Origin of the sequence: Galbibacter marinus (genome assembly GCF_000300875.1) — a bacterium.
In the GTDB taxonomy this organism is placed as follows: Bacteria; Bacteroidota; Bacteroidia; order Flavobacteriales; family Flavobacteriaceae; genus Galbibacter; species Galbibacter marinus.
On record NZ_AMSG01000014.1, the window covers coordinates 61,807 to 73,781 of the forward strand.

11 protein-coding genes are annotated in these 11,975 nt (G+C 37.5%); 9 read left to right on the forward strand and 2 right to left on the reverse strand.

Translation table 11 applies throughout. The features are described from left to right. Window positions 1-28: 28 nt before the first annotated feature. The 7 genes from nrfD to I215_RS16665 all read left to right on the forward strand — a co-directional run bounded on the left by nrfD (window position 29) and on the right by I215_RS16665 (window position 7,760). Window positions 29-1,507 carry an NrfD/PsrC family molybdoenzyme membrane anchor subunit gene (gene nrfD / locus I215_RS10530; protein WP_008991945.1) on the forward strand — a complete coding sequence of 493 codons (1,479 nt, stop codon included), beginning with the start codon at window positions 29-31 and terminating at the stop codon, window positions 1,505-1,507. A 14-nt stretch (window positions 1,508-1,521) separates the two neighbouring features. After that, entirely contained in the window at window positions 1,522-2,046 is a 525-nt protein-coding gene (locus I215_RS10535; protein ID WP_008991946.1) for a DUF3341 domain-containing protein, read from the forward strand. A gap of 9 nt (window positions 2,047-2,055) precedes the next feature. After that, on the forward strand, window positions 2,056-2,625 hold the full coding sequence (locus I215_RS10540; protein WP_008991947.1) for a c-type cytochrome: 570 nt from the start codon (window positions 2,056-2,058) through the stop codon (window positions 2,623-2,625). Between the two features lie 34 nt (window positions 2,626-2,659). Beyond that, window positions 2,660-4,000: a hypothetical protein gene (locus tag I215_RS10545; protein WP_008991948.1), complete on the forward strand. Its 1,341-nt coding sequence runs from the start codon at window positions 2,660-2,662 to the stop codon at window positions 3,998-4,000. A gap of 32 nt (window positions 4,001-4,032) precedes the next feature. Continuing rightward, on the forward strand, window positions 4,033-5,100 hold the full coding sequence (locus I215_RS10550; protein ID WP_008991949.1) for a cytochrome c oxidase subunit II: 1,068 nt from the start codon (window positions 4,033-4,035) through the stop codon (window positions 5,098-5,100). A 45-nt stretch (window positions 5,101-5,145) separates the two neighbouring features. Then, entirely contained in the window at window positions 5,146-6,963 is a 1,818-nt protein-coding gene (locus I215_RS10555; protein ID WP_008991950.1) for a cytochrome c oxidase subunit I, read from the forward strand. Window positions 6,964-7,568: 605 nt separating this feature from the next. Continuing rightward, window positions 7,569-7,760 (forward strand): glycosyl-4,4'-diaponeurosporenoate acyltransferase CrtO family protein, encoded by a 192-nt coding sequence (locus I215_RS16665; protein ID WP_394330797.1) that lies wholly within the window; start codon window positions 7,569-7,571, stop codon window positions 7,758-7,760. Window positions 7,761-7,767: 7 nt separating this feature from the next. Here the strand turns inward: I215_RS16665 and I215_RS10565 are convergent, their stop codons facing one another. Beyond that, complete coding sequence (locus I215_RS10565; protein ID WP_008991951.1) at window positions 7,768-8,316, reverse strand: hypothetical protein; 549 nt, start codon at window positions 8,314-8,316, stop codon at window positions 7,768-7,770. Window positions 8,317-8,702: 386 nt separating this feature from the next. Between I215_RS10565 and I215_RS10570 the strand changes: the two genes are divergently transcribed. After that, window positions 8,703-10,778 (forward strand): M13 family metallopeptidase, encoded by a 2,076-nt coding sequence (locus I215_RS10570; protein ID WP_008991952.1) that lies wholly within the window; start codon window positions 8,703-8,705, stop codon window positions 10,776-10,778. 99 nt (window positions 10,779-10,877) lie between these two features. On the opposite strand, the gene I215_RS10575 is transcribed toward I215_RS10570, so the two are convergent. Then, window positions 10,878-11,588: a hypothetical protein gene (locus tag I215_RS10575; protein WP_040460238.1), complete on the reverse strand. Its 711-nt coding sequence runs from the start codon at window positions 11,586-11,588 to the stop codon at window positions 10,878-10,880. A gap of 118 nt (window positions 11,589-11,706) precedes the next feature. Here I215_RS10575 and I215_RS10580 point away from each other — a divergent pair. After that, window positions 11,707-11,975: transposase (locus tag I215_RS10580; protein ID WP_008991954.1), on the forward strand; the 269-nt coding region annotated here is incomplete at its 3' end.

Here is an 11,975-nt window from a genome sequence, read left to right on the forward strand (position 1 = left end):
TTTAATAAGTATAATTATATAAAGTATTATGGCGTCGCATTACGAAGCACCTATACGTGAACCCTTAGTAACTGGAGAGAAATCTTACCACGATGTTACTGTAGACATAGCCGCCCCAGTAGAGGGAAGAGCAAATAAATTATGGTGGATTGCTTTTTCAATTGCCTTAGTTGCCTTTCTTTGGGGAATTGGTTGTATTATTTATACCGTTTCAACCGGTATCGGAGTATGGGGTTTAAATAAAACTATTGGATGGGCCTGGGATATTACCAACTTTGTTTGGTGGGTAGGTATCGGTCACGCCGGTACACTGATCTCAGCTGTACTTTTATTATTCCGTCAGAAATGGAGAATGGCAGTTAACCGTTCTGCTGAGGCGATGACCATATTTTCGGTTGTTCAAGCGGGGTTATTTCCAATTATTCACATGGGTCGTCCATGGTTGGCATATTGGGTTCTACCAATTCCAAACCAGTTCGGTTCATTATGGGTAAACTTTAACTCTCCGTTGTTATGGGACGTATTTGCGATATCTACGTATCTGTCTGTTTCTTTAGTATTCTGGTGGACTGGATTACTGCCTGACTTTGCTATGTTGCGCGATAGAGCAGTGAAGCCGTTCCAAAAGAAAATATACAGCCTGCTAAGTTTTGGTTGGACTGGACGTGCTAAAGATTGGCAACGTTTTGAAGAAGTATCCTTGGTATTAGCTGGATTAGCTACTCCGTTGGTACTTTCAGTACACACCATTGTATCGTTTGACTTTGCTACATCAGTAGTTGCAGGATGGCACAGTACCATTTATCCTCCTTATTTCGTTGCAGGAGCGATTTTCTCTGGTTTTGCCATGGTATTGACACTGCTGATTATCATGCGTAAAGTTTCAAATCTAGAAGCTTATATCACTAGAGTACACATCGAGTATATGAATAAGGTTATTCTTCTTACTGGTGGTGTTGTAAGTGTTGCATATATAACAGAGTTCTTCATCGCTTGGTACTCAGGTACAAATTATGAAGATTACACATACCTCTCCATTGGAGCGGCTACAGGGCCTTATTGGTGGGCATTTTGGGCATTGATCATCTGTAACTTTATCGTGCCACAAACCCTGTGGGTTAAAAAATTAAGAAGGAATTTCACCTGGTCATTTATCGTGTCGATTATCATTAACATCGGAATGTGGTTTGAGCGTTTTGATATTATTGTAATCAACTTAAGTAAAGGTCACCTTCCTTCGTCTTGGTCTATGTTCTCACCAACCTTTGTTGATGTAGGTATCTATTTAGGAACTATCGGATTTTTCTTTGTATTGTTCCTACTATATGCTAGAACATTCCCTGTGATTGCGCAGGCTGAAATTAAAACAATATTAAAATCTTCAGGTGAACGCTACAAACGTATGCGTGACGTGGAAGGTAAATCAATTGCTGGAGCTGCTGCTGATCCGCGTACCTCCAATTATTCAGGTACAAATACTAACAGCTCAGATCAAGCGACTAAATAAAATAACGTAAATCGATGGCTTCAAAAGTTATACAGGCACTATACAATGATGACGACATTTTAATGTCTGCTGTAAAGCGTGTTAGAGATGCGCATCATCATATTGACGAAGTTTATACCCCTTTTCCAGTTCACGGGTTGGATAAAGCAATGGGTCTAGCACCTACAAGATTGGCAATTTGTTCTTTTTTGTATGGTTGTGTTGGATTGGCAGTAGCAATTGCCATGATGAATTTTATCATGATTGAAGATTGGCCTCAAAACATTGGTGGAAAACCTAGTTTTTCTTTTATAGAAAACTCACCGGCTTTCATTCCAATTATGTTTGAGATGACGGTATTTTTTGCAGCTCACTTAATGGTTATTACCTTTTATATGAGAAGTAAATTATGGCCATTTAAAGAGGCTGAGAATCCTGATATTCGAACTACGGATGACCATTTTTTGATGGAAATAGTTTTAAATAATAATGAAGAGGAACTAACCAAGCTTCTAGTTGATACTGGAGCAGTAGAGGTTAAAGTTTCAGAAAAGCATTAATCATACGAAATGAAAGTTTTTGGAAAAATAGGGATGGTACTTGGAGTTGCAGCAATAGTTGCCTCATGCCATGATAAAAGGAGTCCAAATTATCAATTTATGCCAGATATGTACGAACCTATAAGTTATGAAACTTATCAGGAGTCAAGTGCATTTAGAAATGGTATTTCAGCACAGTTACCTGTCGAGGGAACAGTTGCTCGTGGACATATTCCTTATGAGTACCCAAACACCCTAGAAGGTTATGCAGCGGCTAAAGAAAATTTAACGAATCCTACTCCAGCGGAAGAAATTACCGATGAGTATTTGAACGAAGGTAAGCAGTTGTACGGTATTTATTGTGCGGTTTGCCATGGAGATAAAGGTGACGGACAAGGTATTCTAGTGGAACGTGAAAAGTTATTGGGTATTCCTAGTTATGATGATGCAGGTCGTGCTATTACTGCAGGAAGTATCTATCACGTAATTCGCTATGGATTGAACGCAATGGGTTCATACGCAAACCAAGTTAATGAGGAAGAACGTTGGAAGGTAACCGAGTATGTGTTGACCTTAAAGCAGGATTTAGAAAGTAAATAACTAAAATCAACTATCAAAAAGAAGATTCAAGGATATGTATACGTTTTCAAATAGATTAAGAATAACATCTTTCATTTTAATGATAGTTGGTGTTCTTGGGATAGGGTATGGTTTTTTAAGCGCTCCTTCGACTATTGAAGAAGCCAAAGCCATTGTGGCATCCACGCAAGCACATCACGCAGGTGGGCATGAACAAGCGCACGATTCCGCCGCTCATCACGAAAATACTACAGCACAAACTGATGCGCATGCAGATGATCACGCAGCTCACGATGCTCATACACTAAGTAAATTACAAAATAGACCATGGTCTGCGTTCTTAATCGCTGCCTTCTTTTTCTTTATGTTGTCCGTAGGAGCTTTAGTATTCTATGCCGTGCAACATGTAGCACAAGCAGGATGGTCACCTGTGTTGTTCCGAATTATGGAAGGTGTTACAGCCTATCTAGTTCCAGGAGCTATCATCCTTTATGTGTTTTACGTTTTGACTGCTGGGTTCCACATGAACCATATGTATATTTGGATGGATTCAGATATCATGGCCGCAGATAAGATATTACAACTAAAATCAGGCTACCTAAATATTCCTTTCTTTCTAATTAGATCATTACTTTTCTTAGGAGGATGGTGTTTCTATAGATACTATGTTGTTAAACAGTCTAGATTACAAGACGAAGCTGAAGATTACACGCCTTATAAAAAGATTTTCAAATCATCAGTCTTCTTTTTGTTATTCTTCTTTGTAACAGAGTCTGTGATGGCTTGGGATTGGTTTATGGGTCTAGAGCCACACTGGTATAGTACATTGTTTGCTTGGTATATCTTTGCCAGTATGTTTGTATCTGGTGTTACTGTAATTGCAATGGTGCTTGTGTATCTGAAATCAAAAGGATTAGTTGACTTTGTTAACGATAGTCACCTTCATGATTTAGGTAAATATATATTTGGATTGAGTATTTTCTGGTCTTACCTATGGTTTGGGCAGTTTATGCTAATATGGTATGCAAACATTCCTGAGGAATCAGCATACTTTATGACAAGAGTAGAGCATTATGGTATTGTGTTTTTTGGAATGCTAGTGCTTAACTTTGTATTCCCGTTCTTAATGCTGATGAATACTGATTTCAAACGTAGAGGTTGGTTTATAATAATGACTGGTGTAGTTGTTCTTATTGGACATTATATGGATGTATTCCAGTGGGTAATGCCTTCTACCGTTGGTGAATTATGGAGCTTCGGTATTCCAGAGATTTCAAGTGTATTGTTCTTCTTAGGATTATTCATATTTGTGACCTTTAATGCTATTGCGAAGATGCCATCATTACTTGAAAAAAGAAACCCACTTATTGAAGAAAGTAAACACTTTCATTATTAATTGAATAATAAATAGTAAACAGGATATATACGATGACTGCTGTATTAATAATAATTGTTCTTCTACTTGTTGCCATTGCAATTTGGCAGATGACAAAGATTTTTGAATTGTCTCAGTTTAACGCTGATGATTCACAAATAGCTACTGATAAGGATAACAAGGTTAATGGGTATTTAATGTTTGCTTTTCTAGTTTTCATCTACCTACTTACCATATTTTGTTTCTGGGAATGGGGAGGTGTATTACTTGGAACTCCAGCATCTGAACATGGTGAACAGATCGATAACTTGATGTTTATTTCCATGGTACTGATCTTTACTGTGCAAATTATCACGCAGGCTTTACTGCACTATTTTGCCTATAAGTACCGGGGAGAGAAAGGAAAGAAAGCACTTTTTTATGCCGATAATGATCGTCTAGAATTTATCTGGACTATTATTCCAGTAATTACTTTGGCTGGTTTAATTCTTTACGGATTGTTCACATGGACCTCTGTAATGAACGTAGATGAAGAAGAAGGAGATCCAATTATCATTGAACTTTATGCTCAGCAGTTTAACTGGAAAGCTAGATATGCTGGAAATGATAATGTTTTAGGAAGCGCCAATGTTCGACTAATTGATATTGACAAAAACAATATGTTAGGGGTGGATGAATCAGATCCTTATGCTGATGACGACATCGTTTCACAAACTGAAATTCACCTACCTGTTGGACGTAAAGTTATTTTCAAAATGCGTTCTCAGGACGTGCTTCACTCGGCTTATATGCCGCACTTTAGAGCACAGATGAACGTTGTTCCAGGTATGATTACACAGTTTGCATTTACACCAACAGTGACTACTGAAGAAATGAGGCTAGATCCTGATATGGTTGAAAAGGTTCAACATATTAATCAAATTAGAGCCGATAAAAAAGCAGATGGTGAAACTGATAATGTAGATCCATGGGAGTTTGACTATGTTATTTTATGTAATAAAATTTGTGGATCTTCTCACTATAACATGCAGATGAAGATTATAGTTGAGACACAAGAAGAGTTTGACGCTTGGATAAAAGAACAGGCCACATTTAAACAACAAATGGCAGCTGCCCAGTAATTGGTAATAATAATATATATAAAATAGTTTTAAAGGAGAAAGATTATGTCAGCAACATCACAAGCGCATATGGAAGATCACGCACATGATCATGGTCATCATAAACAAAGCTTTATATCAAAGTATATCTTTAGCATGGATCATAAGATGATCTCTAAGCAGTATTTGATTACTATGTTGTTTATGGGGATTATCGGGATTGTAATGTCGATTCTTTTTAGAATGCAGATTGCATGGCCCGGAGAGTCATTTAAAATTTTTGAAGTTTTATTAGGTAGATGGGCACCTGAAGGTGTTATGGATCCTAATATTTACTTGGCACTTGTAACCATTCACGGAACCATCATGGTATTCTTTGTACTTACCCAAGGTTTAAGTGGTACATTTAGTAACTTACTTATTCCACTTCAAATCGGTGCTCGTGATATGGCCTCTGGTTTTATGAATATGTTATCGTACTGGTTGTTCTTCATATCTGCTGTTATTATGCTTCTTTCTCTTTTTGTTGAAGCAGGACCTGCAGCGGCTGGTTGGACGATTTATCCTCCACTTAGTGCCTTACCACAAGCTCAAGGAGGTTCGGGAACTGGTATGACAATGTGGTTGATTTCAATGGGGATCTTTATTGCTTCTTCTTTACTTGGATCTTTGAACTACATCGTAACGATATTAAACTTGCGTACTAAAGGAATGTCTATGACAAGATTACCTTTGACCATATGGGCGTTTTTCGTTACTGCTATTATTGGTGTTGTTTCTTTCCCAGTTTTATTGTCAGCGGCGTTGTTGTTAATCATGGACCGTAGTTTTGGAACATCATTCTTTTTATCAGACATATTTATCCAAGGTGAAGTTCTACATTATCAAGGTGGATCTCCAGTACTATTTGAACACTTATTCTGGTTCTTAGGTCACCCAGAGGTTTATATTGTAATTCTTCCAGCGATGGGTATCGTATCAGAGATTATGTCAACCAACTCTAGAAAACCGATTTTCGGATATAGAGCGATGGTTGCATCAATCCTAGCAATTGGATTTTTATCAACGATTGTTTGGGGACACCACATGTTCGTATCTGGAATGAACCCATTCTTAGGATCGGTATTTACCTTTACAACTCTTTTGATTGCAATTCCTTCTGCTGTAAAAGCATTTAACTGGATTACCACTATATGGAAGGGTAACCTTCAAATGAATACGGCCATGTTATGGTCAATTGGATTCGTTTCAACATTCATCACTGGTGGACTTACAGGGATTATCGTAGGAGATAGTGCTTTGGATATTAACGTTCACGATACTTACTTCGTAATTGCTCACTTCCACCTTGTAATGGGTATATCTGCAGTTTATGGTATGTTAGCTGGTATCTATCACTGGTATCCTAAGATGTTTGGTAGAATGATGAATAAGAATTTAGGTTATATCCACTTCTGGATTACCGCGATCTGTTCTTATGGTGTATTCTTCCCGATGCACTTTGTCGGGTTAGCCGGTGTACCAAGAAGGTATTATACCAATACAGCTTTCCCTATGTTTGATGACTTAACTGATATTCAAATTGTGATGACTGTGTTTGCTATTATCGCCGCTCTTGTTCAGGTGGTATTCTTGTACAATTTCTTCCATAGTATTTTCTACGGTAAGAAAGCTACACAAAACCCTTGGAATTCAACTACCTTAGAATGGACAACTCCTGTGGAGGCTATCCACGGAAACTGGCCAGGTGCTATTCCTGAAGTTCACAGATGGCCTTATGATTATAGTAAGGTAAACGAGGATGGAGAATACGTAATACCAGGACAGGACTTTGTTCCACAACATATTCCTCTACAAGAAAATGAGGAGGAATTAAACCACTAGAATATACTAAGTATAACTATATAAACTAACAAAGCCATCTTCGGATGGCTTTGTTAGTTTATAATATTTCATATTTTTCTTTTTGCTTTCATGTAAGAGGTTATATTAAAAAGATAAGCAATTTTATACTTTTCCTTTTCATTGTGTTTATGTGCTATTAGAGGGCGTCTGACAATGGCTATGGGCTCATTAAATTCTTATTACTGCTTACGGTATATCCTTTGGTGTTTTCTAAATCTCTCTCTTGATAGAATTTTTTGTATTTTGTTGTCTAAACTTCAGCTGTTTTGCACAAAACTTTGAGAAGTTTATCGAACGCAAAACTTACCAACCATGCTAAACTATTTTCTTTACAGTATTTCTATTACCTTTAGTTCGTGGATTATAGGCATGCTTTTTTATGCCCCAATTAGGTATACAGATTTTCATAAACACTCATTAGAAAATCTTAATTTTCTACCTAGTAAACCTTTAAATACCTTTATCGGTTTAGATGTCTTTAAATGGATTGTCAGAAACACTTTTTTCAAATTTTTTAATCTCAAATTGAATCTTCGACTTAAAAGAAGGATAGAGCTAAAGGATTTGGAAACTTACGTCTTGAAATGATCAGTGCCGAAATAAGTCACCTAATTGCTTTTGTGTTGGTTTGTATTGCGGCAGTGGTGGTAGGTTTGGTGTATAGTTGGCAATTTGGAGTCGTGCTAATGCTTGTTAATATTGTACTTAATTTGTATCCTGCTTTGTTACAGCAGCAAAACAAAAGAAGGATTGATCGATTTATCAATTTGAAGTAGAAAATGATTATTCCGATTTTTCGGACTCTTTCTTTTTGAGATCTTGCTCTTTAAGAAATTCTTCAAATAATTTGCTCTTCAGATGTTCTGCTAGTTGCAAGCGAAGGGCGTTATAAGCATTTAAAATCCGTGTTCTAGATATATTTATAGAGTCGAGTACTGAGTTTTCATCTAGGCGATTCTTAAGCTGTCTGGTATAGGTGTTAAGAACCAATATCCTGCTTTTTACCGCTGGATTATCGAATTTCTCAGGCATTAAAGAATCCTTAGCTAGTTCGCTGTTAAGTCTATTAAATTCTTCTGCAAAGTAAGTTAAGTCACCGTGATCTTGTCTTTGGAAACGCTCCATAAGAATGCTGAGTTCCCTGAATTTCTCCCACTGACCAATAGTGCTCATTTTCTCTTCACTAATAGAGGCAATGGGTGGTAGAGCTCTGTAGTGTACAGTAGTGGAGTCTATCGCAGCCTCTTGGTCTTGTGAACTGTTATTATTGTTACCACAACCTACTAAAAGCAGTAGCCCTAAAGCAATTAAGATGTGTTGGATTCTTTTCAATGCAAATCTGTTTACCTACTGACCAAAGATAAGGAGTCCAATTCCAAATGCCAAGGTATTTTTGATCAGTAGCACTTATTTTGCAGCATATACTACTTAGCTCAGAGCCAATTCAAGATCATTTTCTTTGGAATGGTTTTGATTTTTTAAAATTAAAAAACCCGCTAACAGCTTTTTCGGAAAACAAAAATGCTTTGTCTCTTGGGTGATTCCGGTAATGAAATTTTGCAATTTGTTTGGGATTCTGTAGTAAATTTTGGGGATCTGCTAGGGATTAGGCTAGTTAATGCTTAAATCCTTAATAAATTGTTAATTTAAAAATGAAAGATTCTGAAGAATAACAATTTATGCTAAATTGCACCAATATTTAACAAAACGATTCTAATATGAATTTCAATTTCCAAAAACCTTTGTTTTACGGGTTAAGTTCAATTGTATTATTGACTGCTTGTAAGACGGAGAACAAAAAGGAAGTGGCTACGGTGGAAACTGTTCCTGGGATTAATTTATCTTATATGGATACTACCACGAGCCCTAAAACTGATTTTTTCCGGTATGTCAATGGGGCATGGCTCGATGAAACTACAATCCCTGATGATAAAACTGTATGGGGAAGTTTTAATGAACTACGTGTTCAAACTGATGATGATGCATTGGCCGTTTTATATGCAGCTGAAAAGAATCCAAATTTGGATGTGAACTCGGACCAAGCAAAAGCTGTGCGTCTATTCCAATCTATTATGGATACCACCTCTAGAAATGAGCAAGGGGTAGAACCACTACAACCCTATTTGGATAAAATAGAAACTATTGAAAACAAAGAGGATCTGCAAAAGTACCTTATTGAAATGACTCCCGTAACAGGAGCAAATTTTTTCAGATTTGGCGTCGGATCAGATGCTAAAGACAGTAATAAAAACTCGGCTTATCTTGGAGCTGGTACCCTAGGATTACCTGATCGTGATTATTATACTGATAAAGACCAAGAAAGCGAAGAAATTAGAGAGAAATACCTCGCTCATGTAACTAAGATGCTTCAGTTTATCGGTATGGATCAGGAACAAGCATCTACACAAGCATCTGAAATTCTCACTTTTGAAACTAAACTAGCCGAGCCAATGCTCGATAAAGTTCAAAGAAGGGATCCACAGACTACCTATAATCCGACTGCCATATCAGCATTGGAGAAAATGGTTCCAGCATTTGACTGGACAGAATATCTTAAAGGTATTGGCGCCTCAGGGGTAGACACTATCGATATCAGTCAAGTAGACTATATTGCATCATTACAAGAGGTTTTCCAAGATTCAGAAATAGAAACCTTGAAAAATTACCTTAGATGGTCATTGGTCAATGATGCTGCAAGTACTTTGACTATGGATATGGAGCGTGCCAATTGGGAATTTTACAGCAAAGAATTAAGAGGTGCACAAAAACAGGAACCACTTGAAAAAAGAGCGCTTCAGACTGTAAATCGAATGATAGGTGAGGCATTAGGTAAACTTTATGTTGAGGAGAAATTTCCAGCTGAGGCAAAAGAAGTTGCCCAAGAAATGGTAGCAAACGTTTTTGAAGCCTTTAAAGCTAGAATCAACGCTTTGACATGGATGGATCCTGAGACTAAGAAAAAAGCGATTGAAAAAATCGAAAAAACAACCGTTAAGGTAGGTTACCCTGACGTTTGGAAGGATTATTCTTCTATAGAAATTGAAGTTGCTGATAAGGGTGGATCTTACTTCCAGAACAGCCTTAACATTGGTAAATGGTACTTTGACCGTACTATTAATAAGTTAGGTAAACCAGTTGATAAATCCGAATGGTTTATGTCACCTCAAACGGTAAATGCATATTTCAATCCTTCGTATAACGAAATAGTTTTCCCAGCGGCCATTCTTCAACCACCATTCTTTAATTTTAAAGCAGATGCTGCTGTAAATTACGGTGGAATTGGAGCGGTAATTGGACACGAAATATCACATAGTTTTGATGATAGTGGTGCTGATTATGATGCTAATGGTAATCTTGAGAATTGGTGGACCGATAAGGATTTAACCCAGTTCAATGCTTTGGGTGATTCATTGGCTGCTCAATATAGTCGTATCGAAGTGCTTCCAGAGGTATTTATCAACGGAAAATTTACCTTAGGAGAAAACATTGGTGACCTAGGTGGGGTGAATGCAGCTTATGATGGGTTACAATTACATCTTAAAGAGCACGGGTCACCTGGTTTGATCGATGGATTTACCCCAGAGCAACGATTCTTTATGTCTTGGGCTACCGTGTGGAGAACTAAGATGAGAGATGAGGCACTTAAAACTAGAATAAAAACAGATCCACATTCCCCTGGGATGTATCGTGCAACTCAGCCGTTAATTAACATGGAGGTGTTTTACCAAGCCTTTGATATTAAGGAAGGTGATCAGATGTATCTAACTCCAGAGGAGCGCGTTAAGATTTGGTGATCACTAGTTAAAGACTAAAAAACCGTAAAAAAAATAAAGGCATTCTAAATTTTTAGTTTAGAGTGCCTTTATTTTTTATATGGGTAAACCTTTGGATTCTTATTCTTTCTCGGTGGCTGGGGTCGCCTCAGCTTGTGCTTTTTGATTTAGCAATAGGTCTTTTATCTGTAGCGCTAATTTAAAATTAGGAGCTATTTCAATGGCCTGGTCAATATATGATATCGCCTGATCGATATTTGATTTGTCCTTATTGTATTCCAATAAACCTTTTTGATAAGTAAAAGCAGCCTTTAATGGTACTTGGTAAGGTGGATTTGATTGGTAAAATGGTAGCATATCCTTTTCGGTTGCATTCTCCAAACCATATTTTATATACGTTTCCGCCTCTGCAGTCTTTCCGATCTGTAAATTTAAATCTACAATGTCATACGCTACATATATATCTGGGTTTCTCCCGAACATGATGTCAAACTGATTAACGGCTAATTGTGGCTGCTTTAACGCCTTAAGTGAACGTGCTTTGATCTCTACGGCTAAATCAGAAGCCTTAGGGTCATTCTCTGTACCTAACAAATTAATCGCCTGAACGTGCTGCCCTGAGTTGCTATAGAAAAAAGCAAGAGTATCTGTTCTAGTTTCATCGGGCTGCAAAACGTTCATATGTGTGAGCGCGTTGATAACCCCTTGTACATCACCTTGGTGCTTCATTTGCTCGTAAAAGGCCTTGTAATGCGTGAAAAGTTGCGAATTGTTCTGTGCGAATCCAAAGAAAAAAGAACAAAGCAACATTGTGGTAAGTGTATTCTTCATAAATAAACTGCGGAAACCCATTGATCTGTAGTGGATGGGAGGAAAGCAGTGATCCCCTTTGTTAATAACTTATTTTTTTTAAATGTAATCATATAGCAATTTTTATGATCTTTTCATTATGAAAATGACTCTGAAAATCAAGCTTTTGCCTACCGATGAGCAGGCCGCATTGCTCCTTCAAACTATCAGGGAAGCTAATGCTGCTTGTGGTGCCATTTCCCAGGTGGCATGGCAAGAAAAGATTTTCAATAAAGTCAAATTGCACCACGAAGTGTATCATCCGCTCAGAGCCACATTTAAGCTTTCTTCTCAAATGCTGATACGATCTATTGCCAAGGTTTGTGATGCGTATACCATGGACAAGAAAACAAAACGCACATTCAAACC

Excerpts from the sequence above, each read along its gene's own strand:
- nrfD (WP_008991945.1), top strand. The coding sequence starts at position 29 with ATGGCGTCGCATTACGAAGCACCTATACGTGAACCCTTAGTAACTGGA.
- I215_RS10535 (WP_008991946.1), top strand. The coding sequence starts at position 1,522 with ATGGCTTCAAAAGTTATACAGGCACTATACAATGATGACGACATTTTA.
- I215_RS10540 (WP_008991947.1), top strand. The coding sequence starts at position 2,056 with ATGAAAGTTTTTGGAAAAATAGGGATGGTACTTGGAGTTGCAGCAATA.
- I215_RS10545 (WP_008991948.1), top strand. The coding sequence starts at position 2,660 with ATGTATACGTTTTCAAATAGATTAAGAATAACATCTTTCATTTTAATG.
- I215_RS10550 (WP_008991949.1), top strand. The coding sequence starts at position 4,033 with ATGACTGCTGTATTAATAATAATTGTTCTTCTACTTGTTGCCATTGCA.
- I215_RS10555 (WP_008991950.1), top strand. The coding sequence starts at position 5,146 with ATGTCAGCAACATCACAAGCGCATATGGAAGATCACGCACATGATCAT.
- I215_RS16665 (WP_394330797.1), top strand. The coding sequence starts at position 7,569 with ATGATCAGTGCCGAAATAAGTCACCTAATTGCTTTTGTGTTGGTTTGT.
- I215_RS10570 (WP_008991952.1), top strand. The coding sequence starts at position 8,703 with ATGAATTTCAATTTCCAAAAACCTTTGTTTTACGGGTTAAGTTCAATT.
- I215_RS10575 (WP_040460238.1), bottom strand. The coding sequence starts at position 11,588 with ATGAAGAATACACTTACCACAATGTTGCTTTGTTCTTTTTTCTTTGGA.